Origin of the sequence: Actinacidiphila sp. bgisy167 (genome assembly GCF_965342175.1) — a bacterium.
Classification (GTDB): domain Bacteria; phylum Actinomycetota; class Actinomycetes; order Streptomycetales; family Streptomycetaceae; genus Actinacidiphila.
In genome coordinates this window covers 23,103-47,038 of the sequence record NZ_CBDRBL010000025.1, presented here as the reverse complement: position 1 = coordinate 47,038, position 23,936 = coordinate 23,103, and the positions used below count along the sequence as shown (strand labels likewise).

Here is a 23,936-nt window from a genome sequence, read left to right as displayed (position 1 = left end):
GCGCCAGGGCTTCCGGCCGAGGCGTCGGATCACCTTCTGAGCAGGCGTCCGGGGCGTCGCGGGGGCGGTTCCTCGCCGGGTGGACGCCGGTGCTGGTGCCGGTGGCCGTTCTCCGCCAGGGAGAGGCTGGAGTCCGTCACGGCGTCGTCGGGACCCCCGTGTGGCACGGGGACGGCTTCGGCGCGGGAGCCGGCGGGCCACAGCGTACGTGGCCCGGGCACGTGAGCGCGCCGACCAAGTCGTCGGCGGGACCGGGCCGTCGGCGGTGCCGTCCTGCCGACCTCCTGTCCCGCCGTCCTCCGTGTGCCGCGGTTTCGACGCCGGGCGGCCCCACGATGGCGCCGACAGGGTTCTCCCTCCACCCCTGGTGCTGCGGCACCGCGGCGCCCCGTCCTCCACCGCGCACCGGCCCCGTCGCTGCGCCGCCGCGTCCGGGTCCGGTGGAAGCTCATCGTGTGCCGACGGCCGCCCTGACGGCCCGCCGGGCGAGGCCCGCGTCATCGTGCAGCCGGCGCAGCAGCAGCCGCTGCTCCTCACCGGCCTCGGCCGTGCCCGGACCCGCCGGGACGGCGCTGCGCATCGTGCGCTGCACGGCCGTCTCATAGGTGCGGATCTCGCGGGTGACCACCAGCATCAGATTGACCAGGAAGGCGTCCCGTGCGGTGGGGCCCGCGGACTGCGCCATCTGGCTGATCTGCCGCCGGGCGACCGGGTCGTCGCCCAGGATCATCCAGAGCACCGCCAGGTCGTAGCCCGGCAGATACCAGCCGGCGTGCTCCCAGTCGACCAGGACCGGACCTGCCGGGGAGAGAAGCAGGTTGGAGAGCAGCGCGTCACCGTGGTTGAACTGGCCCTGCGCGTGCGCCAGTCCGTGCAGCAGCTTCTGCAGGTCTCCCATGTCGCGGTCGGTGAGCAGCCCCAGCTCGTGGTAGCGCGAGAGCCGTGCCGTGTAGTCGATCGGGGCGTCGAAGACCCCGGCCGGCGGACGCCACGCGTTGATCCGGGAGATCGCGCTGAGTGCCATCCGTACGTCGGTCCGCGGCGGGGCTTCGGAGGGATGCCGCTGCAGGGCCGCCACCCGTCCGGGCACGCGGTCCAGGACGAGCGTGCAGCTCTCGGGGTCGGCGGCGATCAGCCGCGGTGCCCTGACCGGCGGACGGTGCCGTACGAAAGCCCGGTACGCGGCGATCTCGTGCCGGTACCGCTCCACCCAGGCGGGAGAGTGGTCCAGGAGGCACTTGGCGACCGCCGGCGCGCGGCCCGAGGTGCCGACCAGGAGCACCGAGCGGCCGCTGCGCCGCAGGATCTGGGCGGGAGCGAACTCAGGACAGATGCGCTGCACCGAGGCGATGGCCGAACGCAGCTGCGCGCCTTGGGGGCCGGTCACGTCGAGCCTCCCGCTGAGCGGATGGGAGGTCCCCGGCGCTGCCCTGCGCGGCGCGGGCAGCACCGGGCGGGGGCGTATGGCGGTGCCGGTCCCGGAGAACCCCGGGAGCTGGGTCGGCCGGGGCGGTGCGGACACGGAGGACGATGCTGAATACATAGCGGGAGACAGATCCCTTCGTGTGCCAACGAGCTCCTGACGAGGTGGCAGGGCCGGCGCGTGGACGAGCCGGAGCCGGAACCGGCGTCCGGACCCGCATCCTGGGGAATGCGGGTCCGGGCCGGCGGTCCGGAGCGTCCACGCGCCGTACGCCCCTCGCGTACTGTCCGCACATGGCTCTCGATCCGTTCGACGCCGATCGGCGTCTTTCGGAAGTCGTCCGCGTGCGACCGTTCGCGAGCCGGCAAGTGCCGGGCCGGGTGGCGCTTTCCTACTTGACCACCCCATGCGGGTGGCAGACCATCTGGCGAACCCTGGCGAACCCTGGCGAATGCTCGCGGCGGCGCTGACCGGCCGTTAGTGTCAACAGTGCCGAGGAACCTGGGGGCTTGGATGAACAAGGAAGCCAACGCACGGCTAGCGGACCTGTTCGCACTCACCGGATGGTCCAAGGGAGAGCTCGCGCGACTCGTCAACCGGCAGGCGGCGGCCATGGGCCACCCGCAGCTGGCGACGGACACCTCGCGCGTGCGTCGCTGGATCGAGACCGGTGAATCCCCCCGCGAACCCGTGCCCACCGTGCTGGCGGCCCTGTTCACCGAGCGTCTCGGCCGTGTCGTAACCATCGAGGATCTCGGGTTCGGCCGGCATCGGCGTACGGGAAGGAAGCAGGCCGTCAGCGCCGACGGACTGCCCTGGCCACCGGAGCGAACAGCCGCGGTCCTCACCGAATTCACGGGAATGGACCTCATGCTCAACCGACGCGGTCTGGTGGGCGCGGGAGCCGCGCTTGCCGCCGGTTCCGCACTCAGCGGCGCCATGTACGACTGGCTGCACACCGATCCGGTGCTCGCGGCCGACGCCCCCACCACCAACGCCCCCTTCACCGCCGACGCGGCCTCCCATGACCTCTACGAAGCGGCCCCCGTCGGCTCCCAGGAGATCGAGGCGCTGGAGCGCTCGGTCGAGGTGTTCCGCGCCTGGGACGCCTCCCGCGGCGGCGGGCTGCAGCGCAAGGCGGTCGTCGGACAACTCAACGAGGTGGGCGGCATGCTCGCCTACCGCCACCCGCAGCACTTGCAGCGAAGGCTCTGGGGAGTGGCGGCCAACCTCGCCGTCCTGGCGGGCTGGATGTCCCACGACGTGGGCCTGGAGCCCACCGCCCAGAAGTACTTCGTCATCGCGGCGCACGCCGCCCGGGAGGGCGGCGACCGGCCCAGGGCCGGAGAGGCGCTCTCCCGCGCCGCCCGCCAGATGGTCCACCTGGGACGGCCGGACGACGCGCTGGATCTGATGAAGCTGGCGCAGTCCGGCTCCGGGCAGGAGACGTTGCCGCGCACCCGGGCCATGCTCAGCACCATCGAGGCGTGGGCGCAGGCCTCCATGGGGCAGGGACAGGCGATGCGCCGCACCCTGGGCAAGGCCGAGGACCTCTTCGCCGCGGACCGCGGGGACGTGCCGCCGCCGAGCTGGATGCAGATGTTCGACGAGGCCGATCTGCACGGGATGCAGGCGCTCGCGTACCGCACCCTCGCCGAGCACGAACCGACGGCTGCCCGGACAGCACAGCACCACGCCAAGCAGGCCCTGGAACTGCGAGGCCAGGGCCGCGACCGGTCCAGCATCTTCGACTACATCTCATTGGCCTCGGCATGCTTCATCGCCGACGACCCGGAGCAGGCGGACCGCTACGCGCGACTGGCGCTGCTGAGCATAGGGGAGAACTCGTCGCTGCGTACCTGGGACCGGCTCCGGGAGATGTACCGGCTGACGGCCCGCTACTCCGGCTTCACCAAGATCGAGGACTTGCGTGAGGAGATCGAGATCGCGATGCCGAGCGGCCCCAGGCGCCCGGGCGCCGCACTCTGATCTGAGCGGAGCTCCGCGGGAAGCGCGGACGCTGCGGACGACACCGCCGACGACGGGGACATCCATGAGCGGGATCAGCCGACTCAACGCCGAATGAGCCGACTTCCCCTGGTGTCCTTCCCTTGTGCATGCCGACGCAGCCGACGCATCAGTCGACACATCGACATGTCGATAATGTGACTCTGACGTCGGTCACCTTGTGGGGTCGACACGACTGCGGTCGACGCCCTGCCCGCCCATGGCGCGGCTTCACGCGGTGGCCGGTGGTCGCTCACCGGTGCCGTCGGTCGGTGGCCGCCCGTCGTCCGGCGGTCGCCCGGTGGTCCAGCCGACGCACGGGAGCAGCGGCACCCTCAGTGGAACCTGGCGACGAGCACACAGGCGTCGTCCTCGCGCTCGGGGGTGCCGAACTCCTCCACCACGATGCGCACACATTCCTGCGGGGTACGGGCTGCGGCGAACCTCGGGCCGAGATCCAGTAGACGCCGTACCGCGGCGGCCGGGTCGGTGGCCGCCGCGGTACGGCCCGGCAGCAGGCCGTCCGTGTGGAGCAGCAGCAGGTCGCCGGGGTGCAGCAGCTCGGTGGCCTGGCCGTAGCGGGCGCCCGATGTGGCTCCCAGCAGCATCCCCTCGGGTGCGTCGAGCAACCGCCCCGTCCCGTCGCGGAACAGCAGCGGGGCGGGGTGCCCTGCCTGTGCCCACACCAGAGAGCGGTCCTCGGGGCGGTAGCGGCAGCACAGGGCGCTGCCCAGCGAGGGCTGCGCGGAGCTGTCCAGCACCTGGTTGAGCCCGCCGAGCAGCGGGGCAGGGTCCAGCCCCGTCATCGCCATCCCCCGCAGCGCGCCGAGCAGCATGGCCATGCCGGAGGCGGCGGCGACCCCGTGCCCGGTGAGGTCGCCCACGGTGAGCAGAGCCGTGCCGTCGGGCAGCTGCAGGGCGTCGTACCAGTCGCCGCCCATGAGGGCGACGGTCGAGGAGGGGAGGTAGTGGGCGGCGAGGTCGACGGTGGTGGGGCCGCCGTCCCGCGGGAACGACAGGGAACCGCGCCACGGCGGCAGCACGGATTGCTGCAGCTCGACCGCCAGTCGGCGCTCGGCCTGCGCGGTCTGCCGCTCGCGCTGCACCGAGTCACCGGTCTCCCGCAGGGTGCGCTGGCTGCGGCGCAGTTCGCTGACGTCGCGGAGCACCGCCCACATCGCGGCGGTGGCGCCGGCGGCGTCGAGCACCGGCTCTCCCACCATGTGCACCGTGCGGACGGCGCCGTCCGGGCGGACGATGCGGAACTCGCAGTCGATGGGCCGGGCGTCCACCAGGCAGCCGGTGACCGAGGCGGTCAGGGTCTGCTGGTCCTCGGCGAACAGCCAGGAGGGTAGTTCGTCCAGGGTCAGCGGCCCGTCCTCACGGGTGCGTCCGAAGATGCGGTAGAGCTCCTCCGTCCAGTGGACGCCGTCCGTGACCAGGTCCCACTCGGCGCTGCCGGCCCGGCCGAGGGCGCGCCCGGGGACAGGCGGCGGCGGGGGAGCGGGGGCCGGGGCCTCTCCGGCGGCGGGGAGGCCGTCCCGCAGCTGCCCGAGGTGCGCGCCCAGATCGTCCAGCTGGTGGACCGCGAGATCGCACAACGCGCGCTGCCAGCGCAGCTGCGGGTCGTCCTCGTCCTCGGCGGCGGCTTCGCGGCGTACGGCGTCGACCTTGCCGCGCAGCTGGCGGGTCTGGGAGATGAGCGCGTCCACGGCGCCTGGCTCAGGCGAGGCGGTGGCGCGATCCTCATGCAAAGGCGGCGGCATGACGCTCTCCGAACATGTCTCCGTACCGGGCACGGGGCCCAGGGGGCCGTGCGGATGGGCCGGTCACGACTCTTGCACAAGGAGTGATGGCCTGTAAGGGTTTCCGCGATACCCGATCCGGTGGTGCTTCTGGCATATGCCAGGAGCCTGCGGCACCCCCCGCCTCGGGCCACGCGGCGGAATGCCTGGGTCCGGGTGAGCTGCGGGACTCCGCCCGCGAGGGCGCCCGCGGGCCGCCCGGGTGCCGTGCGCAGGGTTTGAACCCGGGGCGATCTGCGAAGATACCTCGCAGCCGGCAACGGAAAATCCCTTTGCCAACCGACCCCCCGCACCGGATGCTGACCTCATGTTCGACCCCGACATAGCGCCCAGCGGCACCCTTCTCGGCCTCCTCCAGAGAGGACGCGGAGACGGGACGTTGCACGCCCTCGCGGCGCGGCGAGCCGACGCGCTCGCCGCGCTGGAGCAGTGTGTCCTGCGCGACCCCCGGCACGACTGGCGCGTGGAATCGCGCTCCCTCTATTACGCGCGCCTGTACTCGGAGCTCGAGGGCCCTCTCGACGGGATCGAACAGCACCTCTTCCACCCCGACGACATCGTCAGCCCCGACGAGCAGCGCTGCGGCCTGGCCCTGTCCGTTCTGGGCCACCTCGCCGGCTACGGCCGCCGGGACGCGCTCCTGCTGCTGCGCCGCTACGCCGCCACCGGGGGCTGCTGGGAATGGGCCCTGGACGAGCTCGCCGTACGCGACGAGGACGACGCGCTGCGTGCGCTCGGTCCGGCCGTGCTCGCCCGGTTCCCGTGCACCGCCGAGGGGGAGGCCCGGCTGGCCGCCTCGGTTCGCGAGGCGTACGAGCCCCGGCCGTGGCGGTTGTGGGCCGAGGATCCGGATCCCGCCGTCTCCGAACGCGTGCGCAAGGCGTCGGAACAGGGCGCCTTCGACCGGTGGCAGCGTCAGATGCGGCCCGCCGGGCCGACCCCGGGCTGGAGCGTGGCGGCCGTGCTCGCCTGGGCCCAGGAGGGCCTTGCCGCCCACCCACAGCACTACCGTGACGCCCCCGCCGCCCGCTGCCTCGCCGCCGTCGCCGGCCCGGAGGACCGCGGACAACTCCTCGAGGCCGCCCGCGGCGGTCCCGAGGCGGCACGCGCGGCCGCCCTGCGCCACCTCTGCGACCGCCGGGACCCCGAGGCCCTCGACCTGATCGAGGCCGCCGCGCTCAGCGCATCCGACCTCGTCGCCCGCGCCGCCGTCGAGTCCTTCGAGCGGATGCGCGCCGTCGCCGCCCTCACCCGGGCCCGCGCCTGGTCATCCCGTGAGGACGTGCTCGGCGCGGCCGCCGCCCGCATGCTCGCGTGCCGCGGCGGCGCCGAGGACGCCGACCGCGTCCTCGGCGCGCTGCGCCGCCTCGTCCAGCGCGAGGGCGCCGACGCCGAGGGCCTGGCCGCGCTCGTGGAGGGCGCCGGCCGGCTGTCCATCGACTGCGCCGCCCCCGTGCTGCGCCACATCTACCGCGAGACCAGTTCCTCGCAACTGCGTGGTGTCGCCGCCCACGCCCTGGCCCGCACCGACCCCAGCTTCGGCGCCGGACTCGCCGTCGAATGCCTGTGGGACTGCGAGGAGACCACCCGCGAGCTGGCCGCCCGAGCGGCCACCACCTCGGACGTCCGGGTCCTGGCCCGGCTGCGCAGCCTCGCCGCGGACCCCGCGGAGGAGGCAGAGGTCCAGACCGCCGTCCGCGGCCGCCTCAGCTCGGGCGACCCTGCGCGCTAGCCGCACGGCCCGGTGAGGCGCCGCCGGGCGCGGTGCGGGAGCACGGCGGTGCGGGAGCCCGGCAGAAGGGTCCTCGCGGCGCCGGGGGCCTGGCTCGGTTCCCAGGGTCACGATACGCGTGGTCCCTTCGGCCGCCTCGATGTGGAGCCCGGGCCTACGCCCGCCGGTTTCGCCCGCCTTGCCGGCGCCTGTTCCGGACGCGCGCGGCGACCGGCGAACTCCCGAGGAGCCGGCGGATCGCGGCGCTCGGCCGGAAGAACCGCTCCGGGGCCAACGCTCACGACACGTTCCCCGGGGGGAAAGATCCACGTGGCCCTGACAACGCCAGGGGAGCCGACAACGTCCCTATGCGAGTAGCGATCGTCACGGAGTCCTTCCCGCCCGACGTCAACGGAGTGGCCCACTGCGCGCTGCGCACGGCCGAACACCTGGTCCGCAGAGGCCACGAGCCGCTGGTGGTCGCGCCGGCCGGCCCGCACGAGACCCCGCGGGGCGACGAACCCTGCCCCGTCGTCCGGGTGCCGTCGGTGCCGCTGCCCGGCTACCCGCAGGTGCGGGTGGCGCTTCCCGGCCGCAGGACCGCGGCGGCGATCGCCGCGCACCGAGCCGAACTCGTCCACCTCGCCAGCCCGTTCGTCCTCGGGGTGCGCGGCATGGCCGCAGCCGCCCGGCAGCACATCCCCGCGGTCGCCGTCTTCCAGACCGACCTGGCAGGGTACGCCCGTACCTATGTGAGCCGCGGGGAGAGCGCCGCGTGGCGCCGCATCCGTGCCGTGCACGCGGCCGCCGACCGCACGCTCGCCCCGTCCAGCGCGTCCCGGCGCGACCTGGAGGCGCATGGCGTCCCGCGCGTGCACCTGTGGCCGCGCGGCGTGGACTCCGCGCGCTTCGACCCCGCCCACCGCGACGAGGCGTTGCGCCGGGAACTCGCCCCGAAGGGGGAGGTACTGGTCGGCTATGTCGGCCGGCTCGCCCCGGAGAAGCACGTCCAGCTGCTGGCCGGTGCCTGCCGGCTGCCCGGCGTGAAGGTGGTCGTCGTCGGCGACGGCCCGAGCGCCCAAAGGCTGCGCGAGGTGCTGCCGGGTGCGGCGTTCCTCGGCCGCCGTACCGGCCACGACCTCGCGCGGATCTACGCCTCCCTCGACGTGTTCGTCCACACCGGGCCCTTCGAGACGTTCTGCCAGACCGTCCAGGAGGCGATGGCCAGCGGGCTGCCCGTGATCGCCCCCGCCGCCGGCGGTCCGCTCGATCTCGTCGGTCACGGCAGCACCGGGCTGCTCGTGCCGCCCGGCGTCGCCTCCGTGGTGATCGGTGCCAACGACACGCTGCGCGGCGGCTTCGACATCGAGGCCGTCGCCCACCGCCTGGACTTCGTCATGGGCGACCTGCGTGCTCATGGCGCGCAGGTGCTCACCGCCTGCCTGCCGGACCCAGGCCGCATCCTGCGGCTGCCGTGGCCGCTCGCCCGCCCCCTGGGCCGCCGGATGGCCGCGCTGAACCAGGTGGTGCACGCTCTGTCCGAGCGGTGGGACGCCGTGCACCTGCACGCTGCCCGCCGCCCATGGGTGGCCGACCGCTCCTGCTGGAGCGTGGACCGGCTGCACCCCAGCGAACTCGGGCACCGGCTGCTGGCCCGGGAGTTCCACGACCTCCTGACCTCGCGCGGCCTCGCGGACGGCGAAGCGCCGTCCACCACCCCCGGCGGGCCGGACCGGACCCCGCCGCGAGTTTGCTGTGGATGGCGACCAAGGGAACCCGCTGGGTCGCCGACCGCTGCACCGACCTGCTGCCCGACCTGGTGCGGCTCGCGGGCCAGGAGGTCCGGCACCGGATGGCGGGCACCGACCGACTGCTGGATCTGCGCTCGCGTGAGGCCGCGGCGGGTGCGCTGGCCCTCCTGCGAGGGACGTCCCTGGGACAATGAGGGCGTGACCGGACGCTGGGAGTTCTGGATCGACCGGGGCGGCACCTTCACCGACGTCGTCGCGAGGCGACCGGACGGCGCCCTGGAGACGTGCAAACTGCTCTCCCACGACCCGGGCCATTACCGGGACGCCCCCGTCGAGGGCATCCGGCGCATGCTGGGCCTGAGCGCCGGCGAACCCGTGCCCGCCGACCGGATCACCGCCGTCAAGATGGGCACCACGGTCGCCACCAACGCCCTCCTGGAGCGCAAGGGAGAGCCGACCGCGCTGGTCGTCACCGAAGGCTTCCGCGACGCGCTGCGCATCGCCTACCAGAACCGGCCGCGGCTCTTCGACCGCGAGATCGTACTTCCCGAGGCGCTGTACGAGCGTGTCATCGAGGTCCCCGAACGCGTCGACGCGCACGGCGCGGTCGTCCGCCCCCTCGACATCGCCGCCGCCGGAGCGGCCCTGCGCGAGGCCCGCCGGGACGGTCTGCGGAGCGTCGCCGTCGTCCTGCTGCACGGCTACCGCCATCCCGCCCACGAGCGGGCCGTCGCGGCGGCGGCACGCGAGGCCGGCTTCGGCCAGGTCAGCTGCTCCCACGAGGTCAGCCCGCTGATCAAACTGGTGCCTCGGGGCGACACCACCGTGGTCGACGCGTACCTGTCGCCGATCCTGCGCCGTTACGTGGACGAGGTGGCCGCCGAACTGCGGGGCGTCCGGCTGATGTTCATGCAGTCCAACGGCGGGCTCCGGGAGGCCGGCCACTTCCGGGGAAAGGACGCCGTGCTCTCCGGCCCGGCCGGCGGAGTCGTCGGCATGGTGCGCGCCTCCCGGCAGGCCGGGTACGACCGTGTCGTCGGCTTCGACATGGGCGGCACCTCCACCGACGTGTCGCACTGCGCGGGCGAGCTGGAACGCGTCCTCGGCACCCAGGTGGCGGGTGTGCGGATGCGGGCCCCGATGATGAACATCCACACAGTGGCCGCGGGCGGCGGCTCGATCCTGCACTTCGACGGTCAGCGCTATCGCGTCGGCCCCGATTCCGCCGGCGCCGACCCCGGCCCTGCCTGCTACCGCCGCGGCGGTCCGTTGACCGTCACCGACGCCAACGTGATGCTCGGCCGCGTCCAGGCGGCGCATTTCCCGGCCGTCTTCGGCCCGGACGGCGACGAGCCGCTGGACACCGAGGCCGTCCGCGCCGCTTTCGCGCGGCTCGCCGGGGAAGTCGCCGCCGCGACCGGCGACCGCCGCAGCCCGGAGGAGGTCGCCGCGGGCTTCCTGGAGATCGCCGTCCTGAACATGGCCAGCGCCGTCAAGAAGATCTCCGTTCAGCGCGGCCACGACATCACCCGATACGCCCTCACCAGCTTCGGCGGCGCCGGTGGCCAGCACGCCTGCGCGGTCGCCGACGCGCTGTCCGTCGACAGCGTCGTCGTGCCGCCGCTGGCCGGTGTGCTGTCCGCGTACGGGATAGGCCTGGCCGACGCCACCGCCATGCGGGAGCGTTCCGTGGAGAGCGGGCTCACCGAGGACGACCTGCCCGCCCTGCTGGAGGTGCGCGACGAGCTCGACGAACTGGCGCGCGCCCAACTGCACGAGGACGGCGTCCCCGACGACACCGTCCGGACCGTCACCCGCGTCCACGTCCGCTACGCCGGAACCGACGCGGCGCTCCCCGTGCCGATGGGCGAGGTCGACGTTATGCGCGCGGCGTTCACCGCCGAGCACCGCGCCCGTTACGCCTTCACCATGGACAAGCCGCTGGTCGTCGAGGCGGTCTCGGTCGAGGCGGTCGGCTCCGCGGGGCCGCCGGCACGCCACTTCGTCGAGTCTCCGGCCCGCGAGGGTCCGCTGCGGCCGACCGCCGAGGTGTCGCTGTACGCGGAGGGCAGGCGGCAGGGCTGCCCCCTGTTCGGCAGGGACCGGATGCGCCCGGGCGACACCGTGGACGGGCCCGCCGTGATCGCGGAGGCCGACGCGACGACCGTCGTCGACCCCGGCTGGCGGGCCGTGGTCGGCGAGCACGGCCACCTCCTGCTCACCCGGGTGCGGCCGCGCCCCGGCCGGGTCGCGGTGGGCACGGAGGTCGACCCCGTGATGCTGGAGGTCTTCAACAACCTCTTCATGTCGATCGCCGAGCAGATGGGCGTCCGCCTCGAGAACACCGCCCACTCCGTCAACATCAAGGAACGCCTCGACTTCTCCTGCGCCTTGTTCGACCCCGAGGGCAACCTGATCGCCAACGCCCCCCACATCCCCGTCCACCTCGGCTCCATGGGCGAGTCCATCAAGGAGGTGCTGCGGCGCAACGAGGGCGCCATGCGGCCGGGCGACGCCTACGCCGTCAACGACCCCTACCACGGGGGCACGCACCTTCCCGACGTCACCGTCGTCACGCCGGTCTTCGACGAGGAGGGGCGGTCGCTGCTGTTCCTGGTCGCGTCCCGCGGCCACCACGCCGAGATCGGCGGGCTCACCCCCGGCTCCATGCCCGCCTTCAGCCGCACCGTGCACGAGGAAGGCGTCCTGTTCGACAACTGGCTCCTGGTGCGCGACGGCCGGCTGCGCGAGGAGGAGACCCGCGCCCTGCTCACCGGCGCCCCCCATCCCTCACGTGACCCGGACACCAACATCGCCGACCTGCGCGCGCAGGTCGCGGCGAACGAGAAGGGCATCGCCGAGCTGCGGCGCATGACCGCGCAGTTCGGCCTCGACGTCGTGCACGCCTACATGAAGCACGTGCAGGACAACGCCGAGGAGTCGGTGCGGCGTATCGTCGCCGGCCTCGACGACGGCGAGTACACCTACGAGACGGACAACGGCGCGGTCATCCGCGTCGCCGTCCGCGTCGACCGCGCGGCGCGCTCCGCCGTCCTGGACTTCACCGGCACCTCGTCCCAGCAGAAGGGCAACTTCAACGCGCCGCGCTCGGTGGTCATGGCCGCCGTGCTCTATGTCTTCCGCACCCTCGTCGCCGACGACATCCCGCTCAACAGCGGCTGCCTGGGGCCCCTGGACATCCGCGTCCCCGAGGGGTCGATGCTGGCCCCGCAGTACCCGGCGGCCACCGTCGCGGGCAATGTGGAGACCTCCCAGGCCGTCACGGGGGCCCTGTACGCCGCGCTCGGCGTGCAGGCCGAGGGCTCCGGCACGATGAACAACGTCACCTTCGGCAACGACCGGGTGCAGTACTACGAGACGGTGGCCAGCGGCGCCGGGGCGGGCGAGGGCTTCCACGGCGCCGACGCCGTCCAGACCCACATGACCAACTCCCGGCTCACGGACCCCGAGATCCTGGAGTGGCGCTACCCCGTCCGCGTGGAGAGCTTCGCCGTGCGCGACGGCAGCGAAGGCGAGGGCCGCTGGCACGGAGGGCGCGGCGTCGTGCGCCGCATCCGCTTCCTGGAGCCCATGACGGTCGCCCTGCTCACCAGCCACCGGCGGGTCGCCCCGTACGGCATGGCGGGAGGCGGGCCCGGCGCACTGGGCGAGAACCGCATCGAGCGCGCCGACGGCGGCGTGACCCCGCTCGGCGGGGTGGACGCCGCCGACGTGGGCCCCGGTGACGTCCTGGTCGTCGCCACGCCCGGCGGAGGCGGCTACGGGCCCCCGGCGCCTGAGGAGGCTCCCGGTGAGGAGCCCGCCGGCGCCTGCGGAGCCTGCTGGCGCGGGTTGCCCGCTGGCGCGGGGTGCCCGGACCGTGCCGTTTGGGCCGTTGTCGGTCCGAGCGCCTACGCTGTGCGTCGTGACCACGACCGTTCCGCACCAGCTCAGCGGTGGTGTCCGGCCCGCGCCGGGCCCGGCCGCCGACGAGGGCCTGGCCCGCCGGCTCAAGGCCCTGGCCTGCACCGCGCCGCTGCACGACCTCGACGCGCGCAAGGCCAACCTCGCCGGCGCGTACTCGGTGTACGCGATGGCGGAGGTGGCCCTGGCCGCCATCGACCTGGTCACGCTCAACATGGACTTCGACACCGGCGCGGACCACGACCAGATAATCTCCCGGCTGCTGCCCCGCATCGCGGCGCAGGCCCCCGGCCGTCCCGCCGCCGAGCACGAGCGGGTGGGCCGCTGGGTTCTGGAGAACCTGATCAACGTCGGCAGCGTCGACCGCGGCTTCCGCGCGGTCTACGGCACCTTCGGCCCCGATGGCGCGTACGTCCGCCGCGACTACGACTTCAAGCTGATCGAGGAGGTGCCGGGCCGCGACGGCACCGTCTACCTGCGCACCACCGACGAGGCCGTCAACGTGCTCGTCGGCGCCCTCGACACCGACGTGACCAGCGCCCAGATCGCCGCCGAGGTCAAGCTCGAGGTGCTGATCAACCGGGGCCGCCTCGCCGACGCCCAGCTCGCCGCGGAGCAGGCCCGCTACCGCACGGTGCAGTACGCCGAGACCCTGCGCCGCGCCCTGGAGGCCACCCGCCGCAACGTCCGGGCCGTCGACTGGGTCCGCGCCGTCCCCGACATGATCGCCGAGGCGCTGGACCACGTCGCCGACCGCTACCGGCACGAGAACGCCATCCTCACCAACATCCGCAAGGCCAGGGACGAGTCGGAGGACCAGGAGCACAAGCGCCGCGCCGCCGAGCTCGTCGACATCGTCAAGGACTGCATCCGCCGCCACACCCAGCTCCAGTCCCGGCTGCTGGAGGCCGGCCCGATCTTCCGCGCCGAGCAGGACCGGCAGGCCTTCTCCGTACCCCGCGGCGGCGCCCTCGTCGGCATGCTCGACCTGTACGGGCAACTGGTCGCGCCCGTCCTGCCGCTCCCCGTCGAGCAGGCCACCCGGGTCACCGACGCCTGGTTCGCCCGGGGCACGGGCTTTCGGACCCCCGTCTCGGTTCGCGTCACCGACCTCGTGGACGCCCTGCTCACCCCGCCGTTGGAGCGCGAGCACCTGGGCGCCGAGATGCCCGAGCCCGACCTGGTCGCCACCCCGGACGACAGCCGTTTCAGCGAGGAGCAGCTCGAGACCGCCCTGGAGCTCCTCGACCTGCCCCACGACGCCCCGCGACGGCTGTCCGGGCTGCTGGCCGAGGCCCGCCGTCTCGACCCCGAACTGCCCTATCTGGTCGCCCTGCTGGCGGTTCACGCGGCCAGCCCCCCGGTGGGCACGGCCTACCGCCAGGGCGAGGAGCGGCTGCTGTTCGCCGTGGACGACGGCACCCAGCTGGACGACCCCGAGTTCGGCGGCGCCGACCTCATCGTGGGCACGGCCCGGCTGGACGCCGCCGGGATGGCCGCCGAGCGGTCCGAGGTGGCGTGACGATGAGCGAACCGACGATCCGTACCGAGGAGACGACCCCGTGAGCGACCACCGCGACGGCGAGAGCCCCCAGCCGCTCGCAGCGGCCCCCGGCCCGGCGGCCGTCACCCCCGGCGACGCCGCGGACGCCGCCCGCCTCGTCTCCTTCGGACTCCAGCCGAAACTGCTGCCCGCACGTGACGCCGAGTACGCCGAGCTGCTTCGCCGGTACCGCGAGGACCCGCTGTTCGCGCGCCTGGCCGACGCCGTCGCCACCGGCCTCGGCCTGGTCGTCCTGGAGGTCTCGCCCCGGGCCGGCATGGCCCTGGCCGCCGGTGAGGACTCGGTCTTCGCCGTCCGCATGGGCGACTACTCGCGCCGCGCCGCCTCCGACGCGGGGGACCGCTTCCTGCACGGCCTCGCCCACCTCGCCACCGCCGCCATGGCCTTCCCGCGCCCGGAGGACCTCGCGGACGACGCGTACATCGGCCGCGTCACCGTCCACGGGATCGACGGCTTCCTGCGCCAGGCATGCCGCCGGCTGGAGGAACGGGCCGAGGAGCAGGGCGAGAACACCGACCCGGCCACCGGGGCGCCCGGCCTCGAGGCAGCCTGGCGCGTCTACATGCGCCGCAGCTCCACCGGCGCCACCAAGGACGCGCGGCGCCTGGCGGGCTCCACCACCGGCATCGTGGGCAAGGCCGTCTCCTTCCTCGTCGAGTCCGGGTTCCTGCAGCGCACGGGCGACGAGTCGGGCGGCACATACCGCACCACCGCCCGCTACCAGCTGCAGGTGCGCGACATGGCGGGCAGCGCCGCCATGGCCGAGCTCCTCGACCTGGGCATCGTCCCCCGGGCCGGCGACTCGGCGGCGCTGATGCCGGCGGAGGTTGACGACGATGCCGGCCTCGTGGCCGGAGCCGGCCTGCCCTTCCACTCCTGAACGGCCGTCCGCCGCCACCGGGTCGCCGGTCCACCGCGGCCTGCCGGCACACACCGCAGTCCACAGGCCACAGACCGCACTAGACCACAGACCGCACACCACAGACCACCACCACGAGAGCCCCCCATGTACGAGCTGTCCCGGGTCCGCCTCTACTCCATCGGGCCCGCCGGTGCGCGCTACGCCGACACCGTGCTGGACCTGCGCGGAGTCGGCGAGCCCGTGCCGCACCCCGCCCCCGCCCAGGCGGAGTTCTTCGAGGACGAGCCGACCGGGCCGCCGCGCCGTCCGGCGCCGGCCGGAGTGCTGTTCCTGGAGAACGGCGGCGGCAAGTCCGTCCTGCTCAAGCTGATCTTCTCGGTCATGCTGCCCGGCCACCGCAACACCCTGGGCGGCGCCAGCTCCGGCGTGCTCCGCAAGTTCCTGCTGGCCGACGACTGCGGCCACGTCGCCCTCGAGTGGCAGCACACCGTCACGGGCGAGCTGGTCGTCGTGGGCAAGGTCAGTGAGTGGCGCGGACGCCAGGTCTCCTCCGACCCGCGCAAGTTCGCCGAGGCCTGGTACTCCTTCCGGCCCGGCCCCGGACTCAGCCTGGACTCGCTGCCCGTGGCCGAAGCAGCCGCCGTCCGGCCGCCCGCCGAAGGCGCCTCGGGAGCCCGAGGCCGCCGCCGCACCATGAAGGGCTTCCGCGACGTGCTGACCGACGCCGGGCGCTACTACCCGCACCTCCAGGTGGTGTGGGAGGAGATCCACGACCGGTGGAACGAGCACCTCGGCGAGCTCGGCCTCGACCCCGAACTCTTCCGCTACCAGCGGGAGATGAACGCCGACGAGGGCGAGGCGGCCGGCCTGTTCGCGGTGAAGAAGGACTCCGACTTCACCGACCTGCTGCTGCGCGCGGTCACCGACACCCGGGACACCGACGGCCTCGCCGACCTCGTGCACGGCTTCGCGGGCAAGCTCGGCCGCCGCGCCGAGCTCACGGCGGAACGCGACTTCACGGCGGGCTCCCTCGAACTGCTCGGCCGCATCGTCGACACCACCGCCGGCCGCGACCAGGCGCGCGGTGTCCACGCCCAGTCCGAGCGCCGCACCCGCTCCCTGGCCCGCAGACTGTCCGCACGCGCCCGCGAGGAGCGCGGCCGGGCCGCCGAACTGGCCCAGCAGACGGCCCGCGCCGCGCACACCGTCACCGACGCCGAGGCCGCCCGCGGCCGCAGCGCCCTCGTCGCGGCCGAACTCGCCTACCGCCACGCCTCGCTGGCCCTCGCGGCGAGTGAGAAGAGCGCCGCCGCGCTGCGCCGCGAGCTCAACGACGCCCGCACCCTTCAGTCGGCCTGGCAGGCCGCGGAGACCGTGCTGCGGCACCGGGCCGCCGCCGACCGGCTGGCCCGGGTCACCGCCGCCATCCGCGAGGCGGAACGGGACGCCGCGCCCGCGCTCGCCGCCCGTACCAAGGCCGCGGGCGACCTCGTCCGAGCCCTGCGGGCCGCCGCGGACAGCGCCGACGAGCGGGCGGACGCGGAGGAGGAGCGCTCCGCCGCGCTGCAGGCGCGGTCCGAGGCGGCGCATCGCGACGCCACCGCCGCCGCGACGGAGGCGCAGCGCGCCCGCAGCGAGTCCGGGCACCTGGTGCAGCGTCTGGCGGAGGTCGAGCAGGAGACCGCCGAGGCGGTCCGGGCCGGCTGGCTGGACGACTCCGCCCCCGACGCCGACCCCGCCCGGGCCGCCCTGGAGGCGTCGGACGCCGAGAAGGCCGCCGCCACCGCCGCGGAGGCCGCCCGGGACGCCGCCCGCCGGGCCGGTGAGCGGGCCCGGGAGGCCGCCGCCGCCGACACGCGCGCCGAACTGGCCGCCGCCCGCGCGGCCGACGCGCTTGCCGCGGCCGAGGCCGCGCACACCGCGGAGTCGCGCGTCGCGGACGCTCTCGCGGCCGAACCGCGGCTGGCCGAACTGCTCAGCCTGCCGCCCGCGCAGGTTCCCGGGCATGTCGCGGCGGGCGCACCGTCGGACACCGGCGCCGAACGCGGCCCCGGCATCCCCGCACAGACCTCCGCCGCCCGGCGCGGCGCCCCCGCGGCCGGACGGCGTCCCGCCGAGCAGGGCCCGCTGACCGCGGCCGAGCTCGACTCCCTCGCCGAGCCGCTGCAAGAGATGCTGGACCGCGCGGTGGCCTCCGCCGAACGGCAGTTGTTCGACCTGCGCACGGCCGCCGCCGACGACGCGCGCATCCTGGCCGCGCTGGGCGACGGCGGACTGCTGCCGCCTGGCCCCGATGTGCTGGCCACCGTGGAGTACCTGGGAGAGCACGGCATCCCCGCGCTCCCCGGCTGGCGCTACCTCGCGCAGGCCGTCGACCCGGCCGACCACGCCGCGGTGCTCGCCGCGCGCCCGGAACTGGTGGACGGCGTGGTCGTCACCGACCCCCAGAGCTATGTGCGAGCACGCGAGGTGCTGGCGCAGGCGGCCCTGCTGCCGCGGTCGACGGTCACGGTCGGCACGGCGGCGGCGCTGCTCGCCCCGCCTCCGCCGACGGAGGCCGAGCCCGAGCTCTTCCTCGTCCCGCCGAACCCGGCCATGCACGACGAGGGGGCCGCGGACGGCGAGCGGCAGGCACTGCGCGCCCGCGCGACCGCGCGCGACGAGGACATCAGGCGGCTCGCCGCCCGCCTGGCCGAGGATCGCACCCTGGCCGCCCGGCTCTCCTCGTGGCGCTCCGGCTGCCCGAGCGGCCGGCTCGCCGAGCTCGCCGCGGCCGTGGAGACCGCCGGGGAGACCGCAGCCGCCGCCCGCGAGGAGCTGGCGGAGGCGCGGTCCGCGCGCATGGAGGCCGACGAGGCCGCGGCCGAGGCGACCGCCCTGCGCGACGAGCGCCAGGAGGCGGCCCAGCAGGCCCGGCGGGCCGCCGACGCGCTCGCCGGTCTCGCCTTCCGGTTGCGCGAACGAGCCAACTGGCAGCGCAGGGCCCGCGAACTCGCCGAGGACGCCGCCGAGGCCGAGACGCGTGCCGAGGCCTGCCTGACCCTGGCACGCGCCGCCGACGAGGACCGCCGCGCCGCCCAGCGCGCCGCGGACGACGCGCGCCGCACCGCGCGCGTGCTCCGCGCCGAGCGCTCGGAGATCACCGGCGCCCCCGACGACGCGCTCGACGACGAGAACGGCGCCGAGCAGCCGGCCGGTTCGCTGCCCGCCCTGCGCGAGGCCTACCGTGCCGCCTCCCAGGTGTACGAGAAGGTCGGCGTCGGCGCCGACCTGCGGGCCGAGCAGGCCCGAGCCGAGAGCACCGAGCAGTCCGCGCTCTCCGAACTCGAACGCCTCACCAACAAGGTGCGCACCCGCGCCGCCCAGCTGCTCGAGGGCCCGGACGGCGCCGACGGCCCCTCCCGGCAGGCCGCGGCCGCCCGCGCCGAACAGCTGGTGGCCACGCTCGACTCCCGCGCCGCGACGGCCAGCGAGCAGCTCGGGCGGCTGCGCGGCGAGGCCGAACGGCACGCGCCGACGGACGGGGAGGCGCACACCGAGCTCCCCGGGGAGCTGCTGCCCCGGGACGCCGAACACGCCCAGGAGCTGCTGCGCGGTGCCAACGCGGAACTGGCCGCCCGCACCGAGGCACTGGCCCGCGCCCGCGACGGCCACGCGGACCTGGTGCGCGCGCACCGCGCCGCAGAGGACGCCGCGACCGGCTTCGACGAACTCGCCGCCCTGCTGCGCGACCTGCTCCGCGACGGCGACCGGCAGCAGCCCGACGAGGGCGAGGAGGAGCCCGAGCCGTATTCCGGCTCCCTGGAGGAGGCCAGGTCGGCCGTCTCCGAGAGCCGCCGGAGCCTGCGCGGTTGCGCCGCCGATCTGTCGGCCGCCGAGTCGCAGCTGCGCGAGGCCTGCGACGTCCTCGTGCGGCACGCCAACGCGGCCCGCTACGAGCAGGTGCGCACCCCGGCCCGCCAGCAGATCCGCGAACTGCCCGCCGCCGCGCTGCCCGAGCACGCCGCACCCTGGCACGCCGCCTTCGCGCCGCGGCTTCGCGTCCTGACCGACGAGCTGGAGCAGTTGGAGCGCAACCGCGACAGCATCGTGGACCGGCTGCGCGGCATGGTGGAGTCCTCGCTGGCCACCCTGCGGTCGGCGCAGAGGCTGTCCCGTCTGCCGGAGGGGCTCGGGGAGTGGTCGGGGCAGGAGTTCCTGCGGATCCGCTTCGACGACCCGGACCACGCCGAGCTCGACGAACGGCTCGGCGCCGTGATCGACGAGGCGACCAGGGCGGCCGTCCGCAAGAACTCCGACCTGCGCCGGGACGGCATGTCGCTGCTGCTGCGCGGGGTCGCGGCCGCCCTGGAACCCAAGGGCGTCGCCGTCGAGATCCTCAAACCGGACGCCGTGCTGCGCGCCGAGCGCGTTCCCGTCGGGCAGATGGGTGACGTCTTCTCCGGCGGCCAGCTGCTCACCGCGGCGATCGCGCTGTACTGCACGATGGCGGCGCTGCGCAGCAACGACCGCGGCAGGGACCGGCACCGGCACGCGGGCACGCTCTTCCTCGACAACCCGATCGGCCGTGCCAACGCCACCTATCTGCTGGAACTGCAGCGCGCGGTGGCCGACGCCCTGGGCGTGCAGCTGATCTACACCACCGGGCTGTTCGACACCACGGCGCTCGCCGAGTTCCCGCTGGTCGTACGGCTGCGCAATGACGCGGATCTGCGGGCGGGCCTGAAGTACATCAGCGTCGAGGAGCACCTGAGGCCCGGACTGCCCGTGCCGGACCCGGACTCCGAACCGGTGCACGGGGAGATCACGGCGACGCGGATGTTCCGGCGCCCGGCCGACCAGTCGGCTCCGCAGGCCGGCTGACCCCCGGTCGGCTCGGAGACTGCCGGGTGCCTCTCCCGCGGACCCGCGGGAGGCACCCGGCAGTTCGCAGGAGCCTCCCGGCCTGATCCGGCCCCTCCCGGCCCGGAGGCGGCGGCCCCCGTGCCGCTTCGGGCGGCCGGTCGGCCCCTCTCAGGCGGTACGGGTGCCGGGCAGGTGCCGGCGCCGGTCGGCCTCGCGGGCCTCGGACCGGGCCTGCCGCCGTTCCCGCCGGAGTTCGCGCCGCAGCCTGCGGGCCGCGCTGCTCGGGCTGGACACCACACCGTTGCGCTGGTTCCAGACCTGGCGGGTGATCCACACGTCCAGCACCGCCCAGGTGGACAGGACGGTGAAGGTTATGGCGAGGAACAACGCCGGTGCGGCGAGCCAGGACCCGCCTACCGTCCCCAGCGCGGCGATCACCGAGGCGATCAGGGCGAGTGAGACGGAGAGCCAGGCCCGTACGGCCGCTTCGCGTACCGGATCGGGCAGGCGCGGCCGCCCCACGGGTTCCTCGACCCACAGCGGCCGCCGGGCCCTTCGCGGCCGAGTGTCGTGATCCAGCGCGTCCTCGACGAGGTCGTCCATGCCTTCTGCTCCCCTGCGGCCTACCGGTGGTGCGGGCCCGGATCCCTGATGTCCGACTCCCATGTGGCTGCCCGGTTTTCGCCCGTGAATGCCCCCCGCATCCCGGAACACCCCTTCCCACTGGTGAACACGTCTCCACGGTTCCGCGGGTTCCCGGCACGTAGGGTATTCGGTCGGCGGGACCGGCCGTTCATGTGTACGAATCGGGTCGTCCTGGGACGAGAGCGGAAGCCTTGCTTTCGGATAGGACGTCCGGCAGTAGTAGGCTCGCGCCGTTTGCAGTCGGAGCATGACAGCCCTTGACCGGGTTTGACGTTGGGGAGGCCATGCGCTTTCGCGGTACGACGATCCGGCGGAAGATCGTGGCACTGCTGCTCATTCCGCTGGTGTCCCTCACGGCGATCTGGGCCTTCGCCGCCACCTTGACCGGGCGTCAGGCCTGGGGCCTCTTCGGTGTCGAGCAGACCGTCAACGGGCTCGGCTACCCCGTCGAGGACAGCATCCAGGCGCTCCAGCGGGAACGCCGGTCCGCCATGCTGTACTTGGCCGATCCCCGGCGCTCGGGCGCCCGCGCCACCCTGCTGACGCGGGAACGTGAGACGGACGCGGTGATCGCACGGCTGCGAGGCAACGCGCGCGTGGCCGGCAACCGGGAACGGCTGACCCCCGACGCGCTGCGCCGGCTCGACCTCGTCGTCCACGAGTTCGGCGGCCTGCAGACGCTGCGCGACAAGGTCGGCGAGGGCCGCATCATCCGCAACGACGTCTTCGGCGCGTACAGCGCCCTCTTCGACCCGGCCTACGCCTTCCTCGACTCGCTGAACCCGATCAACAACGTCGCCATCGACAAGCAGGGCCGCGCCCTCATCCAGGTCACGCGGGCCCGCGAGGCGATCAGCCAGGAGGACGCCCTCGTGGTGTCGGGCATCGCGGCGGGCCGCATGAGCGCGGCGGAGATGCGCTCCTTCACCTTCGCCGTCGCCGAACAGCGCGCCTACTACGCGGACAATCTCCACCTGCTGACCAGCGACGAGCGCGCCCTTTACGAGGCGTACTGGGCCGGGCCCGCCGGCCGCGCCCTACGCGCCGCCGAGGACGCCGTCATCGCCGCGGGCGCCTCCGGCGCGCCCCAGGCCGCCGACCGCGTGTCCTGGCAGTCCAAGGCCACCACCGCGCTGGCCGACCTCGACCGCATCGGCGTGGCAGCCGGCGACCTGCACAAGAAGCGCGCTGAACCGATCGGCATGCGGCTGGTCGCCATCGCGGCCGTCACCGGAGGCCTCGGCCTGATCGCGGTCGTCGCCTCCGTCATCGTCTCCATACGCATCGGCCGCGGCCTCATCCGCGACCTGTCCCGGCTCCGGACGGAGGCCCTGGAGGTCTCCGGCGTCCGGCTGCCGCGCGTCATACGCCGGCTCGCCGCGGGCGAGGAGGTCGACGTCGAGACCGAGGCGCCGCGCCTGGACTACCCGGACGACGAGGTCGGCCAGGTCGGCAGGGCCGTCAACACCCTCCAGCGGGCGGCCGTCGAGGCCGCCGTGCGCCAGTCCGAGCTGCGCCGCGGTGTCTCAGCGGTCTTCGTCAACCTCGCGCGCCGCAGCCAGGCACTGCTGCACCGCCAGCTCACCCTGCTGGACACCATGGAACGGCGCACCGAGGACCCGCGGGAACTCGCCGACCTCTTCCGCCTCGACCATATGACCACCCGCATGCGCCGCCACGCCGAGGGCCTGGTGATCCTCTCCGGCGCCGTGCCGTCCCGGCAGTGGCGCAAGCCGGTGCAGCTGATGGACGTGGCGCGGGCGGCCGTCGCCGAGGTCGAGGACTACGAGCGGGTCGACGTGCGCCGGCTGCCACGGCTCGCCGTCGCCGGCCACGCCGTCGCCGACCTCACCCACCTGATCGCCGAACTCATCGAGAACGCGACCGTGTTCTCGCCGCCGCACACCAGCGTCCAGGTGCACGGCGAGTCCGTCGCCGGCGGCTTCGTCCTGCAGATCGACGACCGCGGCCTCGGCCTCACCCCCGAGGCCACGCTGGAGGCGAACCTCCGTCTCGCGGAGACCCCGGAGTTCGAGCTCTCCGACACCGACCGGCTCGGCCTCTTCGTGGTCAGCCGGCTCGCCCGGCGCCAGGGTGTCCGCGTCTCGCTGCGCCCGTCGCCTTACGGCGGCACCACCGCCCTGGTGCTCGTCCCGGCGTCGATCCTGTCCGGGCCCGGCGAGGAGCGGCCCGCTTCGAACCTTGACGGGACCGCGACCCTTGACGGGACCGCGGACGAGACCCCGGACGGGACCGCGGACGGGACCGCGGACGAGACCAAGGCTCCGGACGAGCAGCCGCAGCCGCGGATCAGGTCCATGTCGGCGGCCACGGAGCACGGCTTCCGCCAGTGGGGTATGGTCGCGCGCCCGGACGGCGAGCCGCGAGAGCACCGGCCGCAGGTCGCCGGGGCCGAAGGAACCTCGAATCCGGCCACCGCCCGCGACACGGCTCCGAAGGCGTCGCCTTCCCCCGTGCCGGGCGACGGGCCCACGGCTCTGCCGCGCCGCCGCCGCCGCACGCCGGTGCTGGTCGCCGAGAACGGGCGCCCGGTCGGCGAGGCTGCATCCCGGTCCGCGGAACGGGAGCCGCGCCACGAGCCCGCCGCCACCGCGCCGCAGGAAGCGCCGGCCGGCGCCGGACTGCCCCGCCGGGTCCGGCAGGCCAGTCTCGCCCCGCAGTTGCGCGAGGACTCCACCACCCAGACGCGAACCCCCGCGGCCGCGGGCTCCGCCGCAGCTGCCGCGGACGACGGCGGTGAGCGCGAACGCTCACCCGAGGAGGTGCGCGACCGCATGGCCTCACTGCAGCGAGGATGGCTGCGCGGCCGCGCGGACACCGCCGACGGCCCCGCCGCCGACGGCACCGACGGCGCCCACGACGTTCGCCCCGCCGACCGCCCGGGAAGCACCCCGGGGGAGCGCGGCGGCGACAGCACAACCAGAACCACCACGGAGGGGAACGGTCCATGACGGCACCATCGAGCCCGACCCGGGAGCTCAGCTGGCTCCTCGACGAACTGGTCGGCCGCGTGGCCAGTATCCGCAAGGCGCTGGTGCTCTCCAGCGACGGACTGGCCACCGGCGCGTCCGAAGGCCTCACCCGTGAGGACGCCGAGCATCTCGCCGCCGTCGCCTCGGGCTTCCACAGCCTGGCCAAGGGCGTCGGGCGGCACTTCGAGGCAGGCAAGGTCCGGCAGACCATCGTGGAACTGGACGAGGCCTTCCTGTTCGTCACCGCGGCGGGCGACGGCAGTTGCCTGGCCGTGCTCGCCGACGCCGACTCCGACGTCGGCCAGGTCGCCTACGAGATGGCGCTGCTGGTGAAGCGGGTCGGGGTACACCTCGCCACCGCCCCGCGCACCGACGACGACGCGGCGCGGGCGGTGTGACGAGGCCG

General features: G+C 74.4%; 10 protein-coding genes and 2 pseudogenes. 9 read left to right on the top strand and 3 right to left on the bottom strand.

Going from position 1 to position 23,936, the window contains the following annotated elements; genetic code table 11:
• Positions 1-448: 448 nt before the first annotated feature.
• Positions 449-1,543, bottom strand: a complete 1,095-nt coding sequence (locus ACRWND_RS12745; RefSeq protein WP_431948831.1) for an aminoglycoside phosphotransferase family protein — start codon at positions 1,541-1,543, stop codon at positions 449-451.
• Between the two features lie 393 nt (positions 1,544-1,936).
• Between ACRWND_RS12745 and ACRWND_RS12740 the strand changes: the two genes are divergently transcribed.
• Positions 1,937-3,412, top strand: coding sequence for a DNA-binding protein NsdB (locus tag ACRWND_RS12740; protein ID WP_431948830.1), 1,476 nt, complete (start codon positions 1,937-1,939; stop codon positions 3,410-3,412).
• Positions 3,413-3,765: 353 nt separating this feature from the next.
• Here ACRWND_RS12740 and ACRWND_RS12735 read toward each other — a convergent pair whose 3' ends face one another.
• Positions 3,766-5,196 carry a PP2C family protein-serine/threonine phosphatase gene (locus ACRWND_RS12735; RefSeq protein WP_431948829.1) on the bottom strand — a complete coding sequence of 477 codons (1,431 nt, stop codon included), beginning with the start codon at positions 5,194-5,196 and terminating at the stop codon, positions 3,766-3,768.
• A 346-nt stretch (positions 5,197-5,542) separates the two neighbouring features.
• Here ACRWND_RS12735 and ACRWND_RS12730 point away from each other — a divergent pair, with 346 nt between their 5' ends.
• The 6 genes and pseudogenes from ACRWND_RS12730 (at position 5,543) to ACRWND_RS12705 (ending at position 19,910) form a co-directional block, all read left to right on the top strand.
• Positions 5,543-6,967 carry a HEAT repeat domain-containing protein gene (locus tag ACRWND_RS12730; RefSeq protein ID WP_431948828.1) on the top strand — a complete coding sequence of 475 codons (1,425 nt, stop codon included), beginning with the start codon at positions 5,543-5,545 and terminating at the stop codon, positions 6,965-6,967.
• Positions 6,968-7,314: 347 nt separating this feature from the next.
• Positions 7,315-8,199 (top strand): annotated as a pseudogene (locus tag ACRWND_RS12725) (glycosyltransferase); the annotation flags it as partial.
• A 696-nt stretch (positions 8,200-8,895) separates the two neighbouring features.
• A pseudogene (locus ACRWND_RS12720) lies at positions 8,896-12,489 on the top strand (hydantoinase B/oxoprolinase family protein); the annotation flags it as partial.
• A gap of 133 nt (positions 12,490-12,622) precedes the next feature.
• The gene (locus tag ACRWND_RS12715) at positions 12,623-14,143 is read left to right on the top strand and encodes a hypothetical protein (protein ID WP_431948827.1); all 1,521 of its coding nucleotides are present in this window, start codon (positions 12,623-12,625) and stop codon (positions 14,141-14,143) included.
• A gap of 40 nt (positions 14,144-14,183) precedes the next feature.
• Complete coding sequence (locus ACRWND_RS12710) at positions 14,184-15,065, top strand: hypothetical protein (RefSeq protein ID WP_431948826.1); 882 nt, start codon at positions 14,184-14,186, stop codon at positions 15,063-15,065.
• A gap of 126 nt (positions 15,066-15,191) precedes the next feature.
• Positions 15,192-19,910, top strand: a complete 4,719-nt coding sequence (locus ACRWND_RS12705) for a hypothetical protein (RefSeq protein WP_431948825.1) — start codon at positions 15,192-15,194, stop codon at positions 19,908-19,910.
• A gap of 150 nt (positions 19,911-20,060) precedes the next feature.
• Here the strand turns inward: ACRWND_RS12705 and ACRWND_RS12700 are convergent, their stop codons facing one another.
• The gene (locus tag ACRWND_RS12700) at positions 20,061-20,495 is read right to left on the bottom strand and encodes a hypothetical protein (RefSeq protein ID WP_431948824.1); all 435 of its coding nucleotides are present in this window, start codon (positions 20,493-20,495) and stop codon (positions 20,061-20,063) included.
• Positions 20,496-20,821: 326 nt separating this feature from the next.
• On the opposite strand from ACRWND_RS12700, the gene ACRWND_RS12695 reads away from it, so the two are divergent.
• Entirely contained in the window at positions 20,822-23,509 is a 2,688-nt protein-coding gene (locus ACRWND_RS12695; protein WP_431948823.1) for a nitrate- and nitrite sensing domain-containing protein, read from the top strand.
• Complete coding sequence (locus ACRWND_RS12690) at positions 23,506-23,928, top strand: roadblock/LC7 domain-containing protein (RefSeq protein WP_431948822.1); 423 nt, start codon at positions 23,506-23,508, stop codon at positions 23,926-23,928. The genes ACRWND_RS12695 and ACRWND_RS12690 overlap by 4 nt, the downstream gene beginning before the upstream one ends.
• Positions 23,929-23,936: the final 8 nt, after the last annotated feature.

Coding starts and splice junctions, on each gene's coding strand:
- ACRWND_RS12745 (WP_431948831.1), bottom strand. CDS start 1,543: ATGTATTCAGCATCGTCCTCCGTGTCCGCACCGCCCCGGCCGACCCAG.
- ACRWND_RS12740 (WP_431948830.1), top strand. CDS start 1,937: ATGAACAAGGAAGCCAACGCACGGCTAGCGGACCTGTTCGCACTCACC.
- ACRWND_RS12735 (WP_431948829.1), bottom strand. CDS start 5,196: ATGCCGCCGCCTTTGCATGAGGATCGCGCCACCGCCTCGCCTGAGCCA.
- ACRWND_RS12730 (WP_431948828.1), top strand. CDS start 5,543: ATGTTCGACCCCGACATAGCGCCCAGCGGCACCCTTCTCGGCCTCCTC.
- ACRWND_RS12705 (WP_431948825.1), top strand. CDS start 15,192: ATGTACGAGCTGTCCCGGGTCCGCCTCTACTCCATCGGGCCCGCCGGT.
- ACRWND_RS12700 (WP_431948824.1), bottom strand. CDS start 20,495: ATGGACGACCTCGTCGAGGACGCGCTGGATCACGACACTCGGCCGCGA.
- ACRWND_RS12695 (WP_431948823.1), top strand. CDS start 20,822: ATGCGCTTTCGCGGTACGACGATCCGGCGGAAGATCGTGGCACTGCTG.
- ACRWND_RS12690 (WP_431948822.1), top strand. CDS start 23,506: ATGACGGCACCATCGAGCCCGACCCGGGAGCTCAGCTGGCTCCTCGAC.